23 protein-coding genes are annotated in these 26,750 nt (G+C 38.7%); 6 read left to right on the top strand and 17 right to left on the bottom strand.

Annotated features, from left to right (window positions below; genetic code table 11):
- Together ACP2AF_RS10280 and ACP2AF_RS10275 are read right to left on the bottom strand one after the other, a co-directional pair.
- Positions 1-756, bottom strand: a complete 756-nt coding sequence (locus ACP2AF_RS10280) for a hypothetical protein (protein WP_425236069.1) — start codon at positions 754-756, stop codon at positions 1-3.
- A gap of 677 nt (positions 757-1,433) precedes the next feature.
- Positions 1,434-1,718, bottom strand: coding sequence for a hypothetical protein (locus ACP2AF_RS10275; RefSeq protein WP_425236068.1), 285 nt, complete (start codon positions 1,716-1,718; stop codon positions 1,434-1,436).
- A gap of 671 nt (positions 1,719-2,389) precedes the next feature.
- On the opposite strand from ACP2AF_RS10275, the gene ACP2AF_RS10270 reads away from it, so the two are divergent.
- From ACP2AF_RS10270 to ACP2AF_RS10260, 3 genes are read left to right on the top strand one after another with little or no spacing between them, the layout of a single operon-like run.
- A complete protein-coding gene (locus ACP2AF_RS10270; RefSeq protein WP_425236067.1) occupies positions 2,390-2,608 on the top strand; it encodes a helix-turn-helix domain-containing protein in 219 nt (72 codons plus the stop codon).
- Positions 2,605-2,934, top strand: a complete 330-nt coding sequence (locus ACP2AF_RS10265; protein WP_425236066.1) for a HipA N-terminal domain-containing protein — start codon at positions 2,605-2,607, stop codon at positions 2,932-2,934. The genes ACP2AF_RS10270 and ACP2AF_RS10265 overlap by 4 nt, the downstream gene beginning before the upstream one ends.
- Positions 2,931-3,914 (top strand): type II toxin-antitoxin system HipA family toxin, encoded by a 984-nt coding sequence (locus ACP2AF_RS10260; protein ID WP_425236065.1) that lies wholly within the window; start codon positions 2,931-2,933, stop codon positions 3,912-3,914. Before ACP2AF_RS10265 ends, ACP2AF_RS10260 begins: the two co-directional genes overlap by 4 nt.
- Positions 3,915-3,924: 10 nt before the next feature.
- Here ACP2AF_RS10260 and ACP2AF_RS10255 read toward each other — a convergent pair whose 3' ends face one another.
- Positions 3,925-5,160, bottom strand: a complete 1,236-nt coding sequence (locus tag ACP2AF_RS10255) for a tyrosine-type recombinase/integrase (protein WP_425236064.1) — start codon at positions 5,158-5,160, stop codon at positions 3,925-3,927.
- Between the two features lie 493 nt (positions 5,161-5,653).
- Here ACP2AF_RS10255 and ACP2AF_RS10250 point away from each other — a divergent pair, with 493 nt between their 5' ends.
- Entirely contained in the window at positions 5,654-5,899 is a 246-nt protein-coding gene (locus tag ACP2AF_RS10250; RefSeq protein WP_425236063.1) for a GIY-YIG nuclease family protein, read from the top strand.
- A 144-nt stretch (positions 5,900-6,043) separates the two neighbouring features.
- Here the strand turns inward: ACP2AF_RS10250 and ACP2AF_RS10245 are convergent, their stop codons facing one another.
- Together ACP2AF_RS10245 and ACP2AF_RS10240 are read right to left on the bottom strand one after the other, a co-directional pair.
- Positions 6,044-7,093 (bottom strand): GNAT family N-acetyltransferase, encoded by a 1,050-nt coding sequence (locus ACP2AF_RS10245; protein ID WP_425236062.1) that lies wholly within the window; start codon positions 7,091-7,093, stop codon positions 6,044-6,046.
- Positions 7,094-7,150: 57 nt separating this feature from the next.
- A complete protein-coding gene (locus tag ACP2AF_RS10240) occupies positions 7,151-8,326 on the bottom strand; it encodes a hypothetical protein (protein WP_425236061.1) in 1,176 nt (391 codons plus the stop codon).
- Between the two features lie 633 nt (positions 8,327-8,959).
- Here ACP2AF_RS10240 and ACP2AF_RS10235 point away from each other — a divergent pair.
- Positions 8,960-9,244 (top strand): DUF2188 domain-containing protein, encoded by a 285-nt coding sequence (locus ACP2AF_RS10235; protein WP_425236060.1) that lies wholly within the window; start codon positions 8,960-8,962, stop codon positions 9,242-9,244.
- A gap of 32 nt (positions 9,245-9,276) precedes the next feature.
- Here ACP2AF_RS10235 and ACP2AF_RS10230 read toward each other — a convergent pair whose 3' ends face one another.
- Entirely contained in the window at positions 9,277-10,446 is a 1,170-nt protein-coding gene (locus ACP2AF_RS10230) for a Gfo/Idh/MocA family protein (RefSeq protein WP_425236059.1), read from the bottom strand.
- A gap of 285 nt (positions 10,447-10,731) precedes the next feature.
- Between ACP2AF_RS10230 and ACP2AF_RS10225 the strand changes: the two genes are divergently transcribed.
- The gene (locus ACP2AF_RS10225) at positions 10,732-12,489 is read left to right on the top strand and encodes a RagB/SusD family nutrient uptake outer membrane protein (RefSeq protein WP_425236058.1); all 1,758 of its coding nucleotides are present in this window, start codon (positions 10,732-10,734) and stop codon (positions 12,487-12,489) included.
- A 25-nt stretch (positions 12,490-12,514) separates the two neighbouring features.
- Here ACP2AF_RS10225 and ACP2AF_RS10220 read toward each other — a convergent pair whose 3' ends face one another.
- The 11 genes from ACP2AF_RS10220 to ACP2AF_RS10170 all read right to left on the bottom strand — a co-directional run bounded on the left by ACP2AF_RS10220 (position 12,515) and on the right by ACP2AF_RS10170 (position 26,654).
- Positions 12,515-14,830, bottom strand: a complete 2,316-nt coding sequence (locus ACP2AF_RS10220; protein ID WP_425236057.1) for a GumC family protein — start codon at positions 14,828-14,830, stop codon at positions 12,515-12,517.
- Positions 14,831-15,068: 238 nt separating this feature from the next.
- Positions 15,069-16,034 (bottom strand): hypothetical protein, encoded by a 966-nt coding sequence (locus ACP2AF_RS10215; protein ID WP_425236056.1) that lies wholly within the window; start codon positions 16,032-16,034, stop codon positions 15,069-15,071.
- A 5-nt stretch (positions 16,035-16,039) separates the two neighbouring features.
- On the bottom strand, positions 16,040-17,494 hold the full coding sequence (locus ACP2AF_RS10210) for an MBOAT family O-acyltransferase (RefSeq protein WP_425236055.1): 1,455 nt from the start codon (positions 17,492-17,494) through the stop codon (positions 16,040-16,042).
- A 153-nt stretch (positions 17,495-17,647) separates the two neighbouring features.
- Positions 17,648-18,700, bottom strand: a complete 1,053-nt coding sequence (locus tag ACP2AF_RS10205) for a sugar-transfer associated ATP-grasp domain-containing protein (RefSeq protein WP_425236054.1) — start codon at positions 18,698-18,700, stop codon at positions 17,648-17,650.
- 29 nt (positions 18,701-18,729) lie between these two features.
- Positions 18,730-19,449, bottom strand: coding sequence for a WecB/TagA/CpsF family glycosyltransferase (locus ACP2AF_RS10200; RefSeq protein ID WP_425236053.1), 720 nt, complete (start codon positions 19,447-19,449; stop codon positions 18,730-18,732).
- 174 nt (positions 19,450-19,623) lie between these two features.
- Entirely contained in the window at positions 19,624-20,805 is a 1,182-nt protein-coding gene (locus ACP2AF_RS10195) for a glycosyltransferase family 4 protein (RefSeq protein ID WP_425236052.1), read from the bottom strand.
- A complete protein-coding gene (locus tag ACP2AF_RS10190) occupies positions 20,802-21,563 on the bottom strand; it encodes an ATP-grasp fold amidoligase family protein (RefSeq protein ID WP_425236051.1) in 762 nt (253 codons plus the stop codon). The genes ACP2AF_RS10195 and ACP2AF_RS10190 overlap by 4 nt, the downstream gene beginning before the upstream one ends.
- A 128-nt stretch (positions 21,564-21,691) precedes the next feature.
- A complete protein-coding gene (locus ACP2AF_RS10185) occupies positions 21,692-22,840 on the bottom strand; it encodes a glycosyltransferase family 4 protein (RefSeq protein ID WP_425236050.1) in 1,149 nt (382 codons plus the stop codon).
- Positions 22,837-24,087, bottom strand: coding sequence for an O-antigen ligase family protein (locus tag ACP2AF_RS10180; protein WP_425236049.1), 1,251 nt, complete (start codon positions 24,085-24,087; stop codon positions 22,837-22,839). The genes ACP2AF_RS10185 and ACP2AF_RS10180 overlap by 4 nt, the downstream gene beginning before the upstream one ends.
- Before the next feature lie 141 nt (positions 24,088-24,228).
- Positions 24,229-25,413 (bottom strand): glycosyltransferase family 4 protein, encoded by a 1,185-nt coding sequence (locus ACP2AF_RS10175; protein WP_425236048.1) that lies wholly within the window; start codon positions 25,411-25,413, stop codon positions 24,229-24,231.
- An 11-nt stretch (positions 25,414-25,424) separates the two neighbouring features.
- Positions 25,425-26,654: a lipopolysaccharide biosynthesis protein gene (locus tag ACP2AF_RS10170; protein ID WP_425238027.1), complete on the bottom strand. Its 1,230-nt coding sequence runs from the start codon at positions 26,652-26,654 to the stop codon at positions 25,425-25,427.
- Positions 26,655-26,750: the final 96 nt, after the last annotated feature.

Here is a 26,750-nt window from a genome sequence, read left to right as displayed (position 1 = left end):
CTAGATTTCGAGATCAGCAATATAATCATCTACTACAGCACCTAGTTTTTGCTTTATCGGAATTCTTACCCGATCATATTGCTCATCGATTAACGTCGCTTTGTACTGTTTATATTTAAATGAAGTTTTATCCTTAGAGGACTTAAAGAATAGTATTTGATTAATTTTATTGGAGGTATCAAGCATAAATGCCGATGAGTTAATTGATATAGTATCTTCTACTTCGGTGGCCAATCCCATCTGGAATGATCCTTTTGATAGGGAGTGAGTGTTTTTTTCAAAAGCTATGAATCGGGAATCGTTTTTTGCCAAGGACTTCAAAGAGTCTATCGCCTTTAAAATAATTGCCAACTGACTTCCAGTAAGGGCTGCTCCCAAAATATCGAGTACCGCCTTGTCAATTTCAAAAATATTTGACCCCGAGGTATATTCAACGAAATCTTTACCTTCTAATAACCAACCAATGTTACTTAATACTTCGAAGTATTTTTTATGCCAATCTATAATTTGATTGTCCTCTGGAAATGCTTTCTGAGCAGCCTTTTGAGCTAATAAAACAGAGTTTAAAACATCATCTTGTCTTGCCTTGGATATTCCGGAGGCAAAAGAGTTAACGGATTTAAAATTGGTAAATGCCTCCTCTGGAGTAGATTCACCATTCTCTAGTCGAGAACTTATACCTGATTCTAAAAAAGAAATGGCGGTACCGCCCTCATCCAATTCCAACGTTTCTACGTACTTTTTTGGGTCACTCATTTTATAGTTTTAAATGTTAGTAATGTTATGCTTCTCAATTTGTTTAAAGAAGAAAGTAATCCATTCTCCAAACGACTATTCTTTATAGTTCAAATAACACCTTTAGCATTTTAGCGTTTTGAGGCAGGATATACACGGTTAAGGTGAAGGGGGATTCCAATTAATAATTTTGGGCATCATAAATTATAAAAAGCCTTTCAAAAGCACTTACACAAAAACCTTAGAAAAACTGAGGTTTTTCCTCAAAACAGGTTAAGCTTTTGTAAAGTCACCTATTCGGTGAGCTTAATTTTAGGAAAGCTTGGAAAATGCTTATTTATTGGGCTTTAAAAAGATACGTTCTGGTCCCTCCGGCTCCACTATTCAACCCTGCAAACCCTTTATTTGCGGGGTTTTTTATTTGGCGTTGACAAAATCGTTGACAATCCCGCTCCGTTTCAAGAAGTTGTTTCTCTTCAGCAATTTACTATTTTTAAGGTAATTACTTCTAAATACTATTAAGATTATGGAATATGTTCTTCTGCTGATTACACTGCTAGGCTTGACCTCGACCGGACACGCTCACCTCTTTTCGAAAAGATTCATGCAATCTGTTGCTCCTATTTTCGAATCTGTCCAAACTATTTCACATATAGTATTTATCGATTCTTTTGGGCTTGGAGGATTTTTGCTCTGAATTATTGTTCGCGCTCATCGTAAGTATAGTCTTCTTCGTGTCCTCTTGAACAAGTAAGTGTAAATTCCCAATCCGTTGGAACATCTGGAACACTATCAAGAACTTCGATTTGGTTCCTTAATTCCTCTGCTTCACTACTACGCCCCTCAAGAGTTTTAACCTTTCTCTGGAGTTCCTGAATTTCAATCGCAATTGATAAGCCTTTGTGCCTTTTAGTCGAGACATATTTGTCACAAGGGACATCGGGCTCAATATTACCCTTGCACTTAAATTTTATCCTGGACATGGTTTTATTTTAAAAAAATCTATTGTTATAATTATTGGTTTTTGACCGTACAAATGTGGCCATACTACTAGTTTTATTATTCCGAATGTAAAACAGTTGCAATATCTTTTTAGCAATACAGCATGCTATCAAAAGTGAAATACTAAATTGCTTATTTACAATGAAATATAAATACCCATTATCGGGTATTTTCGGGGGAGAAAACCAAAAGGAAGTAAGTTGGTGCTTTGGAGTATCCTAATATATGAATATTTAACAAGAAACCTATTACTATTTCTAAAAATAAATCCAAAATTGTAGTAAATTTCCAGTTGATGTGTATTCCCTTAGTCGGCTGATAAATCAAATATTCCTATCCTTCGAGTAGAAACTTTTAATTCAAAAAATATACTCATTAAGATAAACCTAAAACCTTGCAATTCATTGACGTATTTGAAGCATAATGCTCTTTGAATTCTTAGACCGACTTTCTCGATTATAGGTGTATTTGCAAGTAATATCGATTAAAAAAGCTAATGTTCCTGAATAGGGCATTCCGGTGCACTATAAGGCACTATTCTGAATTTTTCATTTTAAACACCACATAAAATCATTAATTAGTGCAATTAACAGCACTTTTTATAGTATTTCTTATAGTTTTTATTTATTTTTACAACTAAAAGAGCAATAAGATGCACTTTACAAGTCTAATACAAAGCATAAAAGAACGGAGAGAAATGCTACAGGTTACCCAAGAAATGTTAGCAGACCTTTCTGGTGTGGGCCTGCGCACCCTTAAACAATTTGAAAGCGGCAAGGGCAACCCTACAGCAGAAACATTGAATAAACTGGGTAACGCGCTAGGCATGGAACTCACATTTCAAGTAAAAACAAGAACACCTGACGAATGAGGCAAGCTGTTATTTTATATAAAAGAGAGGAGGCGGGGCTGTTGACGCAACACGATAATGGCAACTTCACCTTTCGCTATCATGACCAATGGTTTAAATCTAAGGATAAGTCATCAATCAGTCTTACCCTACCTAAAACCCAACAAGAATACACATCTGAATATCTGTTCCCCTTCTTTTTTAACATGCTACCTGAAGGGTCTAATAAACAAAACGTTTGCTTTGAATTACGCATAGACCCTAAAGACCATTTCGGTCTGCTGTTAACTACTGCTAAATATGATACTATCGGAGCGATTCAAGTTAAGGAAATAAAACAGCAATGAGTATAGTAATAAACAATTGTCCGGGTACCTTAAAGGAAGGACTCAATACCTATAGCAAGACCGCGCTAAATCGTTTGTTTAAGGGCAGAAAGGTTAGCCCTACCCTACCTTATGAATCTCCCGCTACCAATGCTATTACAGAAGAACTATTCAAAGAAAACAAAAAGCGGTTATCCATTTCAGGTGTACAAGAAAAGTTTTCGGTATTACTGGAGAAGAACAAACTACGTTTGATAAACGAAGGAGAGCAAGGACAGTATATTTTAAAACCCATACCCAATGTAGGAAAACGAACAGATCAAATGCCGGCCAACGAACATTTAAGTATGCAAATTGCACGTCAAGTATTTGGAATTGAAACTGCAGAAAATGCTTTGGTGTTCTTTAAAAATGGAGACCCTGCGTATATCACGAAACGTTTTGATGTTAACAAGGATGGCTCTAAGTTGGCTATAGAAGATTTTGCTTCATTAGCCGGTAGAACACCACAAACCCATGGAACAGATTTTAAATACACAGGCAATTACTTGGAACTATTTGAACTGTTGAAGAAACATGTACCCGCCTATCAAGTGGAAGCAATTAAACTCTTCAAGCTGCTTCTTTTCAACTATTTGATTTCAAATGGCGATGCTCATTTTAAAAATTTCTCTCTGATAGAAACTGCTTTGGGAGATTTTAAGTTGAGTCCCGCTTACGATTTACTGAATAGTCGAATTCACATTGAAGACAGAGACTTTGCCCTTGAAGATGGACTTTTACCACCAGATAAGATGTCAGGAAAAGTTACAGAGCAGTTTTTTAAACTTGCTGAACTAGCAGGTATTTCCGAAAAACAAAGTGAAAAAGCGTTTAAAACCATCACCTCGCACAAAGAGAAAGTTCTTGACCTTATTGAACTTTCCTATCTTGATGAAAAGACCAAAAGAAACTATGCACAAGCGTATCAAACCCGATTGAAAAAGCTTTTACGGGAATGACGTATAAAACTTAGAATTCATTGAAAACAGCGTTTACCGCAGTAATCCTCGCGGAATTATCCACTTGATGGTATTGGTTGAAAGATTTGATATCCGTATGGCCACTAATACTCATAATCGTCTTATCTGCTATCCCCTTATTCCGCATAATCGTAATAAAGCTTCTCCTGGCAGTATGCGTTGAAATCCGCTCGTGAAATGATTTTATAAACCGCTCTTGCACTACCCCTTTCGTCCTGGAGTATTCGACGTCATGGGTAAGACCAATTTGTTCTATGACCTCTTTTATGGCATCGTTTTGTTTTTGATTGGATATCAGCGGTAATTGATAATCATACTTCTGCAATATCTCTAAAGCTATATTGGACAACGGAATAAGGCGGGTAGCTTTATTACTATTCTTCTCTTCCTTTAATAAAATACAGTTGGTTGGGGTTATCGTTCTTTTATTGATAAGTTTTAACTCTCCGTATCTCATTCCAGTCAAGCATTGAAAAACAAAGGCATCTTTAACTTTCTCCAAATGCGGACTTTTAAAGGTTGTTTTATATAGTTCAAGTATTTGCTCCAAGCCTAATACTTCTTCACGGGTCAAAACGCGTTGCGGTTTTTTGAAGTCTTTGAAAGCATCATTAAAGGCAAATCCGTTCTTTTGGGACCAAAACATAAATGTTTTGAAGAGCCCCACATTTCTGCTAAAAGTATTGGTGTAGTGATTCTTATATTCATAACAGAAATCAGTAAACTCCGTAAAGAACTTTTTATTGATTTTACCGAAGGTCAACTTATAGTTGTACACCTCCTCGAATTCCTGTAACAGATTTTTAATATTAGTGTAGCGCTTAATGGTAGACTTTTTCCACTCCTTCAGTTTTATTTTTTCCTGGGTGAACTTATCATATACCTCAAAAAAAGAGCTTGATTTGTTGACCCTTTCAAATACCCTATCAAAGTGCTCTTTTAGGGCATGGCTATCAAATCGCATTTCACCCAACTCCGAACGCGATCTAATCAAATGGAAGGCATCTTCAAAATCCCGCAGTCGTTTTGATAACGACGGCTGATTATGACTTACAGTTTTACCGGTTTTGAATGGTCGTTTATTTTCAAAATCCCAATGCTTGGGTAAAATGGATTTCTGCGTGGAGTAAACAAACTTCTTTTTTTCTTGATTGAAGTAACAAGAAAACATAATTAAGGTCTCGGTCTCAGCTTTTGATTTCCGGAGAAAAAAGGTACATTTCATAATTCCAAAAAAATTCAGTTTGTCAACGCGTTGACAAAATCGTTGACAAAAATGTTATATCTATTTAGTAAAAAAAGTTACAAACAGTCATAAAAATCGAGCGTAAATAACTGTTTTATAGAAACATACATATTAAAACTGAATAATGGAAATTATAAGAAAGGATAGCCTCCGGCTCCACCTACGCTCCCCGAAGCCTTGTGCGAAGGGGAGCCTTTTTCGTTTTAAGCAACAAAGTTACCCCATATACATATTCCTATGTAAACTCGGGGAGCTTCGGTGGACCACGGTCCACATTCCACATTCTCCAAAGCTTTGAGCGCAGCACGAAGCGAAGGAGGGCCTTTTGAATATTTGTAAGACCATATCAATACTGTCGGGCTACGGCGGACCAAGGCTCATGGACCACGTTCCACAATCCACATTCTCCGAAGCTTTGAGCACAGCGAAAAGCGAAGGAGAATCACTATATTCCCTTCAAAATAAATCAATTATGACCCTACCCTACGCGGTGTACATTCTAAAATGTGCAAACGGACAGTACTATACTGGTTTTTCAGCTAATCTTGAGAAGAGACTAAAGGCTCATCAAAACGGGGAAGTTCATTTTACTAAGGACAAATTACCTATTCAATTAGCTCATGTTTCCTGCTTTGTAGACAAGAAAAAAGCATACGACTTTGAACGATACTTGAAATCTGGGTCTGGTATTGCATTCAGGAACAAGCGATTGGTGTAGAAGTGCATAGGCCAAATCCTCCAGGCGTCGAAGGCTAGCACGCCAGCTCGCGCTAAAGTTTACCCTTAGCGAAGTGGAAGGCCAAAAAGGCCTAAATGACCTTTTAAAGCCTCTCAGCAGTGCTGAAAGATGAAGAAGGTTAATTTAGCTTAAAAGTGTCATTTTATTTTTTAGCCGATATAGGGGGAAGTAATCCGAAGTATTGCCATTGATTTGTCCATTTAACATGGTACTGTTAAGTTCTCTGTATACCTCTTCATCAACGATATATTTCCATATCTTAAATTCTCTAAAATCCTTGGAAAAACCACTCTTAAATCTAAAGAGTGAATCTTCCCTACTGCCCAAACCACCACCAAGATTAAAATAGGTATAGCCCTCATTGGTAACTTTTATCCGCATTTCATCGATAATGAGCTTTATTGGGTTTAATTTAAAGTGGGCCTCACTCAATCCGGACAAATGATATTGAACAATTTTCCCTTTTTTCATAAACATTGAGGCTGCGATGATTTCTTTTGTTTCATTGCATACGCAAAGGGACAACTCTGACTCGTACTCATCACTGGTCAATATTGATTTGTAGTAGTCTTTAGAAAAATAGTAGTCGTCACCGGCATTTACCCGATTCATATTCTGGTGATAGAGGCGAATAAAATCATCCAGATGTTCCTCTATATTTCCTTTAATGACCGTGCAGGACTTACGTGATTTATTAAGGTATGTTTTTAGCCTTCTATTAAATTTAGCCCTTTGATCTACAATCGTATCGGTTAAGTCGATATTTACCACTTTTCCAAGTGTATTTACATGACCTAGCCCTTCAAGAATAGTCTCTTGATGTTCCAGGTAGGGGTGTAATCTTGAAAAGACGGACACAATATTATGTTCATTAAAAAATGCGTCCAATTCCTTTCCAAATTTTTCTTGATCAAAATTTGAATCTAAATTTATAGTTAAGGGACCTGCATATCCGTAAACGGAAGTTGCATCCTTTAATCCCGTATTTTCGATATCCCGTATCAGCAAGGGTAACAATACCGATGAATTCCCATTTGTATAATTTAAAAGTACGGGATGTTCATTAGTGCTCTTGGAAACTTGATGATAGCTATGCGTATAATAAAAATCGGGATTTTCCGCCAAAGACAGTAACTCTTGCCATTTGGTTTTACATGTAATTGCTTCAATCATTTTTTGCGAATTATAAATTTGATTAGGGGAAAATATTTTGAAATTCCGTCTAACAAATTAAATTCTGAACATGGCGCCTTTCGGTTGTATGCCCAAGTAAGCCATACCTGCCTGATTAAGCCAATGGGGTTGAATAATTCCATGCTGAAGAACGGCATGAATATCTCTATGTGCCCTTTCTATTCTATTTTCATTGTACAAGGAAACGGTTCCCGCGGCAGCATAAATTTCGGAGACCATACCTCTGGAGATTTCCGCGGCCTGAACCGAAGAAGACCATACATCCGCTAACTGCTCATCGGTATAGCGATTGCCTTTTTTAGATTCTTCCCAGATAACGGCCATGGTGTCATGTAACTGTTTTCTCATTGCCTTATGCAATGCCTTGCTTTTGGCAATAACATTTTGCACACGTTCCCGGTCTCTTAAATCTGGACCATTTCCGGGTGTTATCCTTTCAAAACAGATGTTCACCAAATCGTCCATGGCCGCCTTGAATATGCCTAGTGCGATTGCAGCGTTACCGGCAGAATTATAGCACCCGATTGGTAAACGGCTATAGTCATTGTCTATAACTACAGGACTTTCAAAGTCTACCGCGTAACTTTCCTTAACAAACCAATCCTTAACAATAACATCATGGCTACCCGTGCCTCGTAATCCCCCAACATGCCAAGTATCCACAATTTCAATAGCCTCTTTGGGCATAAAGAAAAGTTTCAACTTTGCACCGGGCCCAAGGGCGGTCGGTAGACCTTCACCCGTAACCAAACAACGCAGTACAAACCACTCGGACAACTCACAGCCGGAAACCAAAGTCCATCTACCATTTATCCGATAACCATCGGGTACAATTTGGGCCACCCCCTCTGGGCGGGCGGAATTGGCGTAAACATGGGATGGATTATTAAATACCTCATACATACTTTCCTCATTGAGAAAACGACCAAAGGTACAGGCCAAATGATTGTTCCATACACTCCATCCAGCAGCGGCTTCCCCACTGCTTAGAATCTCATAGGCCTTTAAGACTTCTACCGGGTCATCTTCCCAACCACCAAGAAATTTGGGTAGACCCATCCTAAATAGTCCCGTTTCTATAAGATGTGCTACCAGTTTAGGAGCTAATTTTCTACTGTTTTCCGTTTCAGAACGATTTGCCAATGCTGTAGTGAACACATCGTTAGCGGCATCCAAAGGGGCAATTGAAGAAATTTCTAGTGATTTACGCATCTTTCTAATACTATAATATCCGATTTTAACTATGAGGTCCACCAAAATCAAAACCAAAGAGCAAGACTGATGGCCAAATGCATTGGGGGCCAATATAGTATGAGAAAGGATACTCTATAAGAATTAATCGATAAAGCATCCTTAATTTCCGATAAGATAATTCTGTATTTCAGATAATTTTAACAATAAAAGCTACATGGGTAAAAAAAGGTATCTGTAAGATTGATTTATCAACACCATAAATTAAGACATATTTTTTAATGGTTTTCTTAATTTGTTGGTTCTAAATTTTCATTTTTCGAAAATCAGGATATAACTTTTCCAGATAATGGTAGATGGACGATTACAAGGAGAATCCGTAAGGATAAGATTTTTCCGTCAGACACCGGCGATTAAAAATAAAGCATATGTTTCCAGTAAAAATAAAAAAAGTGGTGTACATTTTGCAGCTGCAAGCAAAGAATGGTAAAGTGGTCCAAGTACCAAAACCGTCTAACGGATTTTGTTAACGTTGGGACGTCTCCGATGGACAGCACTCTCCCTTGCTATGCGATATATGCGTAACTTTGGAGGACATTTTATAGGTAGAAATTCAGCGAATACCCCTATCTTCGAAACCAACGATACAACTCCATGTCCAAAGGCACCTCTTGGTTACGAACCCTTATAGATCTCATTGAAGTCTTTTTGAATAGCGCGCAACGCAACAAACGCGGCCGAACCTGGCACCAACATGTGGTGCCCTATAAAGAAGGCTGGGCCGTACGTCGCGAAGGGAACCAACGGATAACCAGCCAACACCGAAAACAGAGTACGGCCATCAATAAGGCCAAAAGGTTGGCTCGAAAATACAAGGCGGATGTCATTATCCACCGCACTAGCGGCGGGATTCGAGACCGGATTAACTATGACGATTAGCATCAAACACCGCAATCCTAATCCAAAAGTAATCAAGTATTTAGCTGAAATGCCATTTCCTGGGCCGTAATAGCCAATTCCGCAGCTAGGAAGCAGTGGCCCTGTGTCATAGCCGTTTCCGTACGTTCCACCACATCCGTGACCAATTGTTCGCCGTAAGGCATATATACGTTGCTACAATCGTAGTATTTGGTCTCTTTTTGATTGACCAGAAATAAGTGATTTCCGCCCTCGCGACCCGTTATGTCTATATACTTTCGCATTTCAATATACCCCTCCGTACCTAAGATAAAGGTACGCCCGTCACCCCAGGTTCCCAGACCTTCCGGGGTAAACCAGTCTATCCGGATATAACCGGTAGCATGCTTGCTCCGAACGCTCATGTCCCCAAAATCCTGATAATCGGGATAGTCGGGAATATTGAAATTTCCGGTCTGTGCAAAACTAACCTCGGCCTGTTTGGAATTGGTATAGTACAGGAACTGATCACATTGGTGGGAGCCGATATCGCATAATATACCCCCTGCTCGATCTGGTTCAAAAAACCAATCCGGTCTGCTCTTGGGCCGCATACGGTGAGGGCCTAGGCCTATAAGTTGAACCACTTTACCAATGGCCCCATCCTGCACCAGTTTCCCAGCCTGAACCGAAGCGGGATTGGCCAAACGTTCACTGTAGGTAATGGAATAAATACGTTGGGTCTCCTTTTGTACCTGCTTTACCTCACGCAGCTGCTCCAAAGTGACAATACCGGGTTTATCCGCCATAAAGTCCTTGCCCGATTTCATAACCCGAATCCCCAACGGGGCACGCTCTACGGGAATGGAGGCACTGGCTACCAATTGTATAGTGGTGTCCTCAATTATTTCATCCTCGCTCTTGGCAATGGTCGCTTGGGGATATCGCTTGGTAAAGCTCTGCAATAAATCCGGCTCCTTGGCATATACGGCCACCAAAGTTCCACCTCCATCCAACAACGAATTGACCATCCCATAGATATGGCCATGATTAAGCCCTATTACCGAGAATCGAATGGTATGTTTTGGCGTGGACCGTTTTTGGGGCTTTATGACAATTTCTTGGAGTTGCGATATAGTGGGTAAATTCTGCCCAAATAATGAAGTCGGTATCATTGAAGCAGCAGCGATTCCCGCCACCGAAGAAACCCCTTTTGTCAAAAAATTGCGCCTGCCATATTCCATAAGCTTTGTTCGTTTAAGTATTTATATACGGTTCGTTCTAAATTAAGGAATTTCTTTTCGCATCACTATTGGAACTTTGGCTTTCCTTCATTTTATGTTCAAGAAAACCATTTTTCAGAAGCTATTTTGTGATATACGATTTCCACTTCCCCCGATACCAAACAATATCCGTTTTCCTTAAACCCCAGCTATCCGGTTTCCTATTCGCAGTCCTTGGTTTACATTTGTCCTCTGTATAAAATAAATAGTAGGATTCACTGTTATGCTATAGTCGAATACAATATCATGAAAATGCAAATACGAAATTATCTCACACTACTTGTTTTAGGAATTTCCCTAAGTTGTTCCGATGATAATCCGGATGGGCAACAAGCAAACCTAACCGTCGGAAATCTGGAGGTTCTTGTGATTTCAACGGACAACGAACCCTTGGAAGGGGCCATAGTAACCACCTTTCCCCAAACGGAAGAACTGACCACTGGACCGCTTGGAACGGTTTTGTTCAGGGACATCAACATAGGCGAGTACGAAGTTTCAGCTTTGCTTCCGGCATTTGTAATACCGACTATAGAAACGATTACTGTAGTAGCTGGCACCACCACTAGAATAGAAATCATCACGGGGCCCGACCCTATTGAACCAACTCCATTAAACATTGATTTCCTGTTACAGCAGAGTTACGAAAGCTTAAAGGGGCCCAACCTATTTGATGCCACTGGGTATTCCTACTATTGGGGTGACATTGGTAGCGATATCCTTTATGGCAGTCCCTCTTTAACAACAAATATTGTAAATCTGGATCGTTATAATCTCAACCCAGGTGACAGATTGATTGAAGATGTTTGGACGGACCATTACCGGGCCATTCGCTTATGCAATATGGGCATTGAAGCCATAGAAAATATGGACTATGTTTCGGATCAGGGAATCAATGAAAGTATTGTATTAGGTGAATTTCGATTCTTACGGGCCGTGCTCTATTTCAATTTGGTCAAAATATATGGCAATCCAGTATTAGTAACCTCCACCATCATAGATCTGGACAATCCGCCGGAAACGGTACAAGACCCCCTAAAAGTTTACGAACTGATTGAAGAAGACCTACTTTTTGCTGAAGCCAACCTAGACGCTTCAGGCCCATCCAACCAGGCATCCATTGCCGCGGCCCAAGCCTTATTGGGGAAGGTATACCTACAAATGGCCGGATTTCCATTACTACAGAACGATAAATATGCCCAAGCCTTGACCCAATTCAAAAAACTGGAGGGGGTATTCGCCTTGGAAACCAATTATTCGGATATTTTCAGTCTGGCGAATGAAGGAACCAATGGTGAAGTCATTTTTAGTATCGATTTTGATTTTGCTATGGAAAACGGTGGCAATTATGGGGTGAACTGGGGTCCTCTTGGAATCTCACAACAGGACTACCTATGGCTTGTTCCTGGATTTCCAGAGTACTACTTTACGATGCCGGATGCGGTAACTAGTCCCGTCACTTTTCCCATAGAGAACCAGGATAGCCGATTTTTTCAAAACATTGCTACGTTTTCCCTTCAAAACGGGACTATGGAAGATGAGGAGGAAATCGACAACTGGAGACCCTACAAGTTCCAAAAGGATATAACATTATCAACGAATCCAAATGAGGAGTCCTTCGATTTTCCGTATTTGCGATATGCGGACGTGCTTTTGATGTTGGCCGAAGCCGAAAATGCCGTTAACGGCCCTACTGCCCTGGCTTATGATGCCATTAACCAAGTAAGACGAAGGGCTTTTGGCAATACCGAAAATGACGTAGCACCAGGGTTGGATCAACAGGAATTTTTAGAGGTATTATTAGAGGAAAGAAGGCTTGAACTATGTTATGAAGGCGCTCGAAAGGACGATCTTATCCGGACGCAAAACCTGCAAGGCGTCATCGATAGCTTTAATCAAAACAATGCCCAAAGTTTTAAGGACTACCAGGCCCATGAATATATATGGCCCATTCCCCAAGTGGAAATAAACCTAAATCCCGGTGCTGTTCAAAACCCAGGATATTAAACTATAATCAATGAATTTTATTGCCTCAGGTTTTTTTCCCATATCCGTAGCCATATTGTTTTGAATCTTTGGGACTCACATCATTAAGCACGTAAACCATATTGGCAAGTTTCCTTTTGTTGTGCAAGTCGTTGGAAAAATTCAAGAGTTTTTTATCGGTAAGGCCGGATCGCATTACATATAAGGTTACATCTGCGTACTCTGATATTAACAGTGTATCGGCCACCAACATCGTAGGGGCGGTATCCACTACCACATAATCGTAAGCTTCCTTGGCGGAATCGATAAAAGTTTCAAAACCTTCATCGGACAACAATTGCGGAGCGTTGGGGGGAACAGGCCCACTTAGGCACACTTTATGATATCTATTATTCTCCAATCCAGGATACACAAATTCATTCCAATGTGTCCTAGTGTCTTTCAAATAATCCGCCAACCCTTTGGTACTTTTGCCCATACCAAAATAATCATGGAGCGTAGGACTTCGCAAATCAGCGTCCAGTAGCAGTACCTTCTTGTTCAGACTTGCAAAGGCCACCGATAGGTTATAGGCCAACAGACTTTTGCCTTCCCCCTCGATAGAGGAGGTGACATAAATGACCCTGCCCTTTGGTTTATCTGGTTTCGGTAAAAAATAGTTCACATTGGTGGCTAAAATCCGAAAGGATTCGGCCAAAACAGATCGGTCATGGGCGTTATGGAACTTCTTGATTTTTCTTAAATGGGGAATTTCACCCAATACCGAAATTTCTGATGGGCTATTTTCAATATCCGAACGTCCCATAATCTTATTGTTCATGGAAAACCTAAGATATAGAAGTCCAAAAGGTAGGACCAAACCCATCAGCAAGCCTATAGGATAAACAATACGCTTCTTAGGTGACAAAGGCTGATTGTTTGTCAATGCATAATCCACTACTTTAATCGATGGCGCTGTGGTGGCATAATTCATAGCAGCTTCCTCTCTTTTTTGCAACAGCAAAAGAAAAAGGTTTTCCTTTATACTCTGTTGACGCTCTATGGCCCTCAAGGTCTTTTCCTTTTCAGGAAGTTGGGAAAACATACTATTGGCTTGGCTCTTTTCCCGATTCAGTTTTCTTAAGGATAACTTCAATTGGGTTTGGTATACATTTAGGGACCGTAGGATATTGACCTTTAGATTCTCCAATTGACCGGACAGCGTCACCAAGGTAGGGTGATTTTCACCAACGGTAGCCACCAATTTTTCTCGTTGTATGGCCATTTCATTGTATTCGGCTACCAAGGAATTAATACCGCTATTTTCCAGTCCTACATCCACGGGCAACAAGCCATAGGCCGATTGCCCGCTTACCGCATTTTTAAGAAGGGAAGCCAAGGAAATCTGGGTTTCCAAGTTGGTTACTTCATCTTGTGTTATCGCTTTTCGTTGTAAGGAAAAATCGGCATCGGATTCAATATAGGTCAATGCATTGGCCCGCTTAAAACTTTCTTTTCCTACCTCTATGGAATCCAGTTCCCCGGATAGGTAAACAAACCGTTCATCAATAAATTCCAGGGTGCGTTTGGAAATCAACTGCCGATCAATAATGCCATCTTGGTTAAATTTATTGATCAATTCATTGATTACGGTTTCCGATCTATCCGGACTTTGTCCTTTTATGGAAAGGGAAAGTACCTCGCTCTTCTTATCGGTAGGGTACACTTGCAATTTTTCGGACAGATCGAACACCGCATCCTTGATAGATTTTAAGATGATCCGAAATTCTATACCCTCGTATTCCGTAGGTTGGGCACTTTCCAAAAACGTGATGTTAAAGGGAAGCCCTGTCGGCAGTGTATCTTTTTCGGCAAAACCAACGGTAGTCGTTTTGCCGTTCCCATCCGTTATTTGGGCTTCAAAGGCATCCATGGTAATATCATAAATCCTTGCATTTCCTATACTATCCTCAGCAATCAGTTTTGTAATGGCGAAAGGGGGGTTCCAAATTTCCGTGGTCTTTATATTCCCTTTATGGAAATAGGACACATCCAGATGTAGGGCCTCTACCACCTGCCGAAGAATTCGATACGACTTTAGGACCTGTATCTCATTGTCCAAGTTGATCCCTCTATTTCCGCTAAGCATAGCCAAGGGATCAACAGTGATATCCATTTCCTTGGCCTCATCTATAATCTTGATCTTGGCGGCCGATTCATAGACTATAGGGGCATAGCGCATATAGGCATAGGCCAAACCCAGGCAAATCAAAACTCCCATTATAAACAAAGGCCAATACCGAAGATATTTTCGGGCGACCTCCCATATATTGACAGATTCCTCTGCCTCGTCATAGTCTAAACTGAAGGGTGATTCCGACATCTTTTGCAATTCAAAAACTTTGGTAAAAATAGGGAAACAATCTTGAAAAGATAGCCTGGAAACTTTAATTCAAGGTCGATTACCGCACCGTTCATCCATAGTCCTTTATATGCCAAGTGGTTTTCATATCCATGATATTTTTGGAAGTGTGTCAAGACTCATCTCCTTTTCAACAAAAATTGATATTCCAGGAGACTTGGAGTGTTTAATCTTTGAAGGGACAAAAACAGTAACGCCTCTAACGGTCGATCTCCCTTTGGAGATAATCTGCGATACTTTCGGCCAGCAGTTGACGGCCGTAATCGTTCCAATGCATGTCATATATCAAAGTCACGGGGTCCAGAGCCTTTTGAAACGCTTCCGAAAAATCAAGGTACGTTATGCCGTTTTCTTTACAAAAATCTAAAAACCGGTTATCGGTAACCCGACTATCCAGCAGCAATACGGTCTTTTGGGTATCCAGTCCATAAGTCGCTATCAATTTTTTAAAATTTTCGATACGGTCGGTTACCGAGGTAGCTTCCATTTCGGGAACGGCAACCTCCAGATTGCCCTTTCCCCTTAAAAAAATAAACCCTTTCCAGATAGCGCTTGCAATACTCTTTATGGGCATCGTCATGCCATAATTGGATCCATACACCCATAGCTTGCAATTTTTTCGTATCCTGAAGGGAAGTGTATTTAGTGTTCGTATCAATTCATAATTCGCTTCATGCTCATGGGTATCGAAGTCATTTTTAAACTTCATATACAAAATAATCTTATCTATATTCCGGAACTCTTCCTGGTATGCATTGACCAGATGCATCTGATAGGCCATGGTTGAACCGGTATAACCATATTCATAGACTTCCAACTCCGGCAGCAACCGTTCAATCTTTTTCCCCAAGGAATTATCAAAATCCTGATGAAACCCCTCGATAAAGGAATCCCCCACCAGGGCCACTTCATACTTGCTTTCGGAAGGATCAAACTCCCGGTAGGAATTAAAACCGGAATTGTTGATCGAGAAATGGGTAAAATTCTGTCTACGGTTGCCCTTTACGTAATGCCCCGTGCTTCCCGGTACCCGCTTCTCTACGCCAAATTCATCTATCATTTTTGGGGGATTGTCCGCATGCAGATGAAAGGCCCTTACTAACAGCTCCAACGCCATCAGAATCAATCCAAAGTATATTACCGTTTTGAAAATAAACTTTTTCATTCCTGTTAAAATTGAAAATAGATAAACGACCTATTAATACCATCATCATAAAACAACAATATGCCAAAGATAGCCAACACGTAGAGCACAAACCTTACAAAAGGCGACTTAAAATGGAACGGACTGCGTTCATTTTTCCGAATCCGGTATTCATACACCACAAAAAGTAACATCAAAAGGTAATAATCCACCATGCGGTAACCGAGGGGATGCGTATACCACTCCATTTGAAAATCGGTAAAAATTCCGCGTATATAGGCAAAGGCATCCGCAAGGTTGGGCGAACGAAAAAAAATACGTGAAAAGGTAACCAAACCAAAGGTCAACAGCACTTGCCCTGTCTCCTTCAAAGAGGGAAGATAGGTGTTCTGTCCAATAACACTGTCCATATAAATCCGATTTCGTTTCAATAAGAATACCGGGATAAACAATAGCGCATGAAAACCGCCCCAAAAAACAAAGGTCCAATTGGCACCATGCCAAAGGCCGCTTACCAAAAACACCACGGCAATATTAAAAACCGCCCGCCGTTTGCTTACCCGGGAACCCCCCAAGGGGATGTAGACATAATGCCGAAACCAAGTGGAAAGGGATACATGCCAGCGTTGCCAGTATTCCGCCACATTTCTCGAAAAATGGGGAAATCGAAAATTGGACATTAACTCTATTCCAAAAAGTTTGGCGGTCCCAATGGCAATATCGGAATAGCCGCTAAAGTCCCCATAAACCTGAAAGCTAAACATTACCACGCCCAAAATAAGCGTAGAACTTGGATAGGTACCATAATGGGCAAAGATGTCATCCACCATAGGTGCCAAAGCATCTGCGATGGCCAACTTTTTGAACAGGCCCCATAGGATAAGTTTAAGTCCATCAGCCGCCTGTTTATATCGAAACATTCTTGGCCGTTCTATTTGGTGCAACAAGTTGGATGCCCGTTCTATGGGTCCTGCAACCAATTGTGGAAAAAAGGAGACGAAGGCGGTGAAGGCTACAAAATTGGTGGTGGGTTTTAATCGGCGATAATAGATATCAAAGGAATAGGAGAGGGTCTGAAAGGTATAAAAGGATATTCCTACCGGCAAAATGATGTTCAAGGTATACGTACTTCCCAAGGTATACCCCAATGCCTGAAGGCCGTCCACCAAGGAGTCCACAAAAAAGTTGTAGTATTTAAAAAAACCCAACAGCCCCAAATTGGCCATAACGCTCACCATGAGCCAGGCCTTGGCCTTTTTGCGGTCATCCACTTGCACATAAATGCGTTGGCCTACCACATAGTCCACAACAGTACTAAAAATAATCAGGCCAAGAAATCGCCAGTCCCACCACGCATAAAAGAAGTAAGACGCGGCTATCAAAAAGAGGTTTTGAGCTTTGGGGCGTATTTTAGTTATCACCCAATAGCATAGAAAGACTATGGGTAGAAAAAGTGCGAACTGTACCGAGTTAAAAAGCACCTGGAAATTCTTTTAATGCTACTAAAAATTTGCCAAGCTTTGTTCAAGGGGGGTTCCAAAACTTTCTTTTTCCAAGCTGCAAATAAACCCAAATACCCTGGGTTTACCAATAAAAAGGAGAAATTTAAGGCAAAAAACATTTTGGTTTGGCGCTCAATTGCCTTTCCATAGTTGCTCCCAACCCAAGTCCGCAAAACAGGGGCCTTGGGTAGCTTCGGAATATTTAATATCATTATTGTAACCGTTCCATTCCAAAATTTGTAACTGCCCCTTTGCATCAATGGCCAAGTCCCAGCCTATGCTTCCGATATAAGGCACCTTAGCATGCAATTCCTTGCATAAGGCCATAGCCTCATCAAAATAGGGGATAGTTTTATGGGTGAAGGCCATGTGGGTATCCGGATGTTTAGGGACAGACCTCCAATCGTTCAAATGTCCGTATTCGGCAAGCTCACCCGTATTGATTTCAATGCCTACCTTTACTTGGGATCGGGATTGTACATGGGTCTCTCCCGATCGGCCCATTCGTAAATAGGCAGCCCTAACGAAAACCTGGCGGCTGGTATTCAACACCGTGGTTATACGAAGAGTGGCCGTGGCCGCCATTCCAAAATCGTTAAAAAAAGGATGATGCCGTATATGCTTTTGAAATACCCCATTACCCAACTGCTCAATGTAGCTGGTCTTAAAATTATTCTTTTGGATGAGATGGACCCCTTTTCCCTGAAACGATTGGTCCCTCTTAAACACCACCTGGTCACTTTCCGAAAAGATGACCTCTTGTACTGCACTAGGATCCATTACACTTAAATCTTTGGAAAGCCACTGCCCGTTTACGTAATAGGCCAGATCGGGAAACCGATCGGTTTTAAAGAAGGCATTGCTATACAATTTAGCAAACGATAGCTTTCCATAGGCACCTTGTATTTTGGGGACCACCACCTGTCCGTAATAATTATCCGGAATCCAACCTTCCTTAAAGGTCCCGCTTGCTGCGGAATACACATATAGCCAGGGGGCATAACGCTTAGCCCCGAAAATGTCTTGGGCATATTCCATAGCTTTTTTCTTCAGGGGTGGGGAAAGTCTGCCTTTTTCTTTCTCAATTTGCCGTAGTATTCCTTTTGCCTCCTTTTTGTGCAAAAAGTGAAACCGGTAAGTTTCCGCTTTGCTTAGGATCGATTTTAGGGAATGGATTACTTTCATTGTATACGAACTAAGGCCAAGTTTTTTGATTAGAGCAGACCCTTTTTTAAAAATTTATATGAGAATACTTCCAAGATAAACTTTGGGGTAGAGACTAAATTTCGTTCTGCCAACCTCTTGGGCTCCTTAAGGAAACGGGGCAACCATTCCAAGCCCAGTTTAATCCAAAAAGGATGCGATCGTTTTACGGTACCTGCATAAAAATCAAATACGGCACCTACGGAACAAATAATGGCCGGGGAGAGTTCAGTTTTATTCTGATATACCCACTTTTCCTGTTTTGGGGCCGTCATCCCTACAAATAACACATGGGCACCGGAGGCCTTAATTTTGGCACACATGGCATGGCTTTCCTCCCGATCAAATTTAGGTTTATAGGGTGGGGAATGCGTATGTACCCGGATGTTGGGATATTCCTGCCGGGCACGTGCCTGGATCAAGATTAGAGTCTCTTCTGAAGCCCCTAAAAAAAAACAAGAACCTGCCATTTTGTTTAGATGTTCCATAATATGGATGAAGATATCATAGCCGGCAATTTTTTCTATCTTCTTTTTCTCTAGTACTCTGGCGGCCCAAACTATCCCGATACCATCAGGCACCAACTGATCCGAATCTCGTAAGGCAGTCTCAAATACATGGTCTTTACGGGCCATACAGTAGCTATGGGGGTTTAGGGTATTGATGATCATTTTTTTATTTGGTGGCAACTTGGGATAAGTTACCGCTACTTCATAACTTAAAAGCTTCATATTCACCCAAGAAATTAGAAATAATTTATCCTTTTAAATAATCTACTAGAAGTAGTTCAAACTGGCAAACTGCCCAAAAAATATAATATTTGACAATTTCAGAAAGCAAGTTTTCCTTAATTAATTTAATGATTTACATATATTTTGTAAGTCAATACTATAAAGGTTCATGTATTACACTTTTGACTTTTCTTTTATCAAATTAGAATACAGATTTATTAAATCATTATAGACGCTTTGAGAGGAATATAGTAAGTCAGCTTTATTTTTCCCATTTAATCCATAAAAATTGATATTTATTTCGTCGTCATATAGTTTTCTGATAGCTCCTTTTAAATCCTCAACATTCCCCGTTTCAACTAAAATGCCATTTTTTCTATGATCAATTATATCTGACATAGCTCCCAAATTATTGCTTATTACAGGCCTGCCATGTTTCATTGCATTAACTATAACATTTGGAAACCCTTCATACCATTTACTTGGTACTACAATTATTTTTGAATACTGAAAAAATGCGTCTAATTTATCTCCTGTTAGAAATCCAGTCCACAGTATGTTAGATGGTGAGTTCAGTTTGATAGAAATACCATGTCCCCGAACATCCCCCACAACCGCAAATGGTATATTTGGCAAATCTTTAGCTACTTCTAAAAATTCTTCAATCCCTTTTTCTCTTGATACTCGACCAATAAAGGTAACATACTTTGGTTCGTATTTATTTGCAGTTTTTTTTGCCATCGAAGAAAAACCAGATATGATAAAGAGTTTATGTGGAGGAATTCCATTATCAATAAATTTTTGACGTTGGAAAGTAGTTTGAACAATATAGGCGTCCATGGTCTTGGTAACCCCCCAAACGGTACGGGCTAAAAAATTACGCAAAGCATACCCAAAACTTTTAGGAAGATCATTCTCGCAATTCTTCTTTATGCAATTTAATTCCCTTAGTCCACTTAAACATCGTTCGCAAATATCTCCTCTCCGATCTAAATGCAGGCCAGTAGGACAAAACAGCCGGTAATTAGGGCAGCGCATCACCAAAGGAATACGCCTCCGCTTTATAATTCGGATAATGCCTGGGGAAATAAAGGGATATAAGTTCTGTATCTGAACAATATCCGGTTGAAACTCATCCAAAATACCTTTAAGCTCCTTTACGGCTCCGGGATTGTACATGCCCGAAAAAAAGGCCTGTACTTTCTTCCAAAAAGAATCTCTGATAACATCCGAAAACCGCCGAAACCATTTCACCTGATGCCCGTGAGCCACAAGGACTTCCCTAAGGGCCTCGGCGGCCTGTTCCTCGCCACTGGTATTGCTGGCATAATTGTTATGGATAAAGAGTATTTTCAATAGTCTAACGAATAATTGGGATTGTCTTTATCTAAATGTAACCAGCTTCCAAACTCAAAATCCTTTTCCACCGGGTCAAAAACACCAAAACCATTGCAGGGATAAAAAGTCATCTCCCCAAAATAGATATGACCCACCACATTATAGAAATCGACTCGGACAAACTTAAATCCTTGGGCCAAGGTCCGCGCCAATTGCGTCATAATTTCCAGATTTTTGGGTTTGGGCAAATCTTCTTTTGCCTGAGGATACCACAATCCGAAGGGAAGCCGGTTCCATTCCAAGTCATAGAAATTAAGTGTATGGTTTACAAAGCGATCCCGATCAATCTGGATGTGTTTGGGTTCGCCATGGAAACAATGGTATTTAAAATCTACCAGTGCACTTTCATTTGTATTAGCCAGATATTGTTCGCAAATGATTCTGGGCGGTACCTTATCATAAGCATGTTCGCCCCATAGTTTGTAAAAATTGGTAGATAACCATTTTCGCATGGTTTTTTTAGCTTTGCTAATGTCAAATTGGGATTTGTCCCTACAAATCAAGATCATATCAGCCCCATGGGTCCCTTTAAGAACAAAGGATTTGGGCAAGGTAGTGAAATCAATGTCCTCTACTTGTTCATATACCCCATACAATGTATTGAGGTATTTAGTCCCAATTTTTTGACTTATATATTCCCGTACGGCGTATTTGTCCACCAAATGGGTGTATATAGGATTACGATCATTGAGATTAAGCCAAATAATCTTAGCCATTAAGGTATCAGGCTCTTTTAGGTCAAGTGGTCGCTTGAAAGCGACGAAATAACGAATTTGATAATATAGTCTGTCCGATGTAATCCATCTTAAAAAAAATAACACTTTTCTTTTTATCCCTTTAAGCATTATTCTATAGTCGTTAAAATAGCTTTGTAAATCCTATCTCCAATTTTTTGAGGGGTAAAATCGGAAACTATTTGCAATGAGCTTTCTCCCATTTCCTTCCAATGTTTCCGACTCTCCCAAGCTGAATTCAATATTTTTAGAAAATTATGGGAGTCCAAGGGATCAAATACCCACCCATTTTTTGATGTCACGAGTTCAGGCCAGCAGCCATTATATTTTGAGCATAAAATCGGTAAACCACAGGACATGGCCTCAGGAACTACAAGAGACCAATTGTCCTCCAAGGTCGGTATAATAAACACATCGGCAAAGGCATACATTTTAGATACTTCCGAATAATCTATCCCTCCTACTATTTGTACTTTTTGTATGCCTTCTTCTTCAACTAATTCTCTTAGATATTCTTCCTGATCTCCCCCACCAACAATTTTCAGCCTAACATTCATGTCTTCTTTAATAAAGTCCTTCCAAACCAAAAGCATTTCTCGAACTCCTTTTAATTCAATAAGACGTCCTACGTATAAAATTGTTAAATCTTTTATTTCTCTTTTATTTTTTTTCGTTTGTCTGTGTACGGATACTTCCTTTTCCAATCCAAAAGTATCAGCTGCCATATTGCCTAAAAATAATTTTTCCTTGGGGAACTTTATTCCTTTTTCAACGTATTCAAAAGTCAACCTGCCATTACACCCTATTTTGTCAATATATCTTGAAGCAATGCGCCTTAAACCCGTTCTCCACCATGGTGCTATCCTTTCGGTATGAAAAGTTCTTTCATACAACATAATTAAAGGAATTTTATAAAATATTTTTAACCAATAAGCTGCATAGGTCCATTGAAAAAACCCATCTGCAAGGATAATATCTGGTTTTGTTTTCTTTACTGTTTTAATAAGTCCTTTTTGAATTGGAACTCTTAGAGTAGTATTTGCAAATTCCAAATCATCATGTTTATTGCCAATCGACAATTCACCGGATAATCCAATAGCCCTTTCCCCTAATACTTGATTAATTTTCGTAATGCATCGATCGGGTACAACATCAGAATTATAAACAAGAGTGAGATTATTATTGGAATTTTTGTTAATCGCTTCAAATACAGGTATTCTATAATCCAAAAAGTTTCTGGTAACCCAAGTTATTTTCATACTTTTCCATATTTAATTCGAGAAATTATTATTGTTACAAATAAAAAGATAATGGTCATTGGCAATATGTTATCTACTGCAAATAAAGTGTCCACAGCAAAACCTGCTATAAATCGTTGACAGAGTATAAAAAAAGTAAGAAAGCATAAAATTCTGATGAGATTAGGTGCCAACTTTTGCTTTTGGTAAATATCATAAAAAAGAAGAGCTAAAAAAACAAAAAGAAGAAACCCTCCCATCAAGCCCAATTCACCAATTGTATGCAAAAATATATTATGGCCAAAACCCATTTTACTAATTCCATTAACCATAAACATCCTATATCCATTAGGACCATATCCAAAAAGTAAAAGTTCGATATTTTCCACTATGTGATTAAGTGCATTATTTTGTTCGAGAACTCGAAAAGCCAAAGTACCGTCAGAATCTCCCCTCAATTGATTGGTATATTCTGTTTTAAAAAATCTCTGAAATGTCCTATTTTCGGAAATATAATGATCTTCATCATTAAATGAAAGGAAAGAATAGAAGACTATGAATATTGATATGAGAGTTAAGGAAGTTTTTAAAACCAACTTTCCAAAAACTTTTTTGTAACCAATAATTACGGATAGTAAAAGACTAATCATCAAAGCTATCAAATCTGATCTTGACCAAGAACCTATTAATACGAAGGAAGACAAAAACAGACCAAGAAGAGCGTATTTCAAATCGACTTTTATTCTAATTAAAAAAAGCGAAATAAATACACCTAGTGAACCTATAAATCCAACTGAAGCCGAAACATTTCCCAAATAAGTTCTAAAGAAAAAATCTGCATACTCCTCGTTTTCGAAGAAAAGTTCATCCATCCCCATGGCTTCATACCCAGACAAATCCCAAAAGCCCAGTTGATGCAGTGTTCCAAAAAAAAAGTAAATTAGAAGTATTTTGTGAAATCTTCTTAAAACATTTATCACTTCTATATAATTCCAATTCTTGTAGGAAACAATAAATAGAAACAATCCAAAGGTACACCACCGATAAAAACCGTATAATATAAAATTGTTATAGTAGCCATAATCCTCTACCAAGGCAAAAACTGTCCTAAAGAAAACGTATACAAGAAGTACTAAAAAGATTGAATTAGTAGATAATCTAAAAACTCTATAAGTTGAAAAAGCTCTCAAGACTAAGTTCTTTACTACAAATACGAATAGAATTAAGTCAAAAACAAATACCCCAGAACTACTTGAATTACCAAGCATAAATAGAGGAATATTGTATAAGGAAGATATTGCTAAGTATAGAACATTTAGTTTATATGATTTAGTTGTGGCAATTATGAAAATAAGAAAAACCGTAAGGAAAATAGTAAATATGTGCCAGCTCATGAGTCTATACGTATTTTAACTATTTAGCTGATTGTAGAAACTAAACATCTGCTCATATATTACTTGTGAAGAAAAATTATTTTCTATTTTATTTATAGCCATCTTTCTAACAGAGTTTTTCTGCGGTTTCTTTAGATTCAAAATAATCTCAATATTGTTTTTAAGTAAAATAATATCCTTTGGTCTTGCTAAAAAACCGTCAACCCCATTTTCGATAATCTCTTTCATACCTCCTGAACTGCTTCCTAAAACCAAACCACCTACAGACATTGCTTCCAAGCAGGTTAATGGCATATTATCCCAATAAGAAGGAAAGCAACATATTTCAGCTTGTCGATAATAGCTATAAAGCAATTTCCTATCTATTGGTCCTAGAATATTTAACCAATCTTTATAATCATCTTCTTGTTGAGCTTTTTTCAGATATTCTATACCAAGTCTTCCTAATTTTCCGGCAATTACTAATTCAATATGATTATCCTTATTAAGTAGTTTTAATGCTTCAATAAGTTCTTTAAAGCCCTTATTTTCTACAAACGAACCTGCTGCAAAAATAAATTTTGTATTCGATGGCTTGAAACTAATAGTATTGCCCAAAACTACCGGATTAAAAATTACCTTTTGAGTTCCCTCATAATTTGAAATTAGTGTATATGAAAAATCGTTATCCAATAACAAATGCCTTATGGCACGAGAGCAAAACGAAATTCCATCAGCTTTAAAACTGGTTATCAGTTCATTTTTTACACGTTTACTTCTTGTATTAATGACATTTGTAGCTCGGTTATGACCACTAGGTCCATGAAATCTTACAATCGTAGTTATATTCCGGTTTTCTGTCCTCAACCAGTATTTGGCCTCATTTCCAAATTCTGGAAATTCGATTAAATCAAGACCAACTTCTTTCTGGAGCTGATTGATAGCAAAGACAACTTTCTTTCTATAAGAATTATAAAATAGTACTTCTCTAATTTTTGTAAAAAGCAATTGAAGGTATCTATTAGAGTGAATAAAGTAATCCGCTCCACTTAGGTATATATATGTGATTTCACCAATTACTTCTCTTCTACTCCTGTTGACTTCGTCAGATGCGCAGATAATATATACCCTATGTCCCATCTGCGCCATAATCTTGCTGACTTCATGAATGTAAGTCGCTATTCCTCCAGCTCGTTTAGACCCGAGATACTCGCGTGCCACATAACAAATATTCATGTTTTCATTATTCTTTTAAATAAAACTAGGTTTGCGCATTGATACAAAATGTTCTCCGAAATACGTGTGGCAAAAACTCCAACAAGACCAAATTGCTTCACCAAAATAAAACCTAATACTAAAGCGCAAGCACTCCTAAAAATTAAAAGGCGAAATCCAATATCAGTTCTTTTTAAAGCATTAAAAGCAATATCCAAAGGCTGAAAAAGAATGCTTATTGCCTGATCTAAAAATGGCAGTAAAACTAAATAGCCCAAACCAGAATATTTTTTGCCAAAAAACAATTCGATTATTTGCTCACCCAATAGTTCTCCAACTAATATCAAACAAAAAGACATTGTACAAAAAAATACTACCCATTTTAAAACCAACTTTTTTAGTTTGAATTTATTACGACTGGTTTTTGAAAAAATTGGTAATAAATATGCTTTAAGGCTTGCCAAAATTGGATTTACTAAACTTGAAATACTTATCAAAACTCCATAAATTGCAATATCACTTTTTGACATAAACCAAAGCAGCAACCATGGATATATTTGGGAGCTTACTGTAAACAATAGATTTGATCCCGCAATCCACTTCCCCACTTTCCAATTCAACTTAAACATGGTAAGTAATTTAGAGCGGTTAAACTTAAGAAAACTCCTGTTTCTTAAATTAAAAAAAACGTAAGCCAACAAGTATACTACGCTGGCACCGATAAGAAAAAACGAAATTTTGTCTTCGCCTTTTATCAAAATATATGACAAAATCGCTGCTAACGAAAAATTTACAAACAAGCTAAATTTTAAATTGAGTAGTGTTTCCCTATTGCCCAGTAACATATCCTTAACAAAATAAAAAGAGCTATAAAAAATAATAAACGAAGTGAACAACAATATTAGTCTTGACGAATCAATTGACTTATCTATCCAGATCAAAGAAGGAATTAAAACCACAAGAGCCAAAGTAAAAATACTTTTAAACCAGAGATTACTATAAAAGTATTCTTTGGCTTCTTTTATTTTAAAATCGTTGCGGTTGATAATGTATGGTTGAGATATTAATGCCCTTTGAAAACCAAGTATTGAAACAGAGATTGACATTAGAAGAACAAATTCAGCATAGTCACTAATAGAAGATACCCTACTAATGACCACCGTCGTATAAAATGATACTATACTTGTAAAACCCTGATCTAAAAGAATACTTATTAGCTTCGAAAATTCTACCTTACTAATAAGCATTTTTTTCAAAAATGTAAATCTTTTGGTTTTAATAAACATTATTACCTAAAATTAAAGTCATCGGAATAATCAAAAAAGTGAAAGCCAGATGCCCTA

The sequence above is a fragment of the Ulvibacterium sp. genome, from assembly GCF_965248315.1.
Classification (GTDB): Bacteria; Bacteroidota; Bacteroidia; order Flavobacteriales; family Flavobacteriaceae; genus Ulvibacterium.
This window is presented reverse-complemented; position numbering and strand designations above follow the sequence as displayed.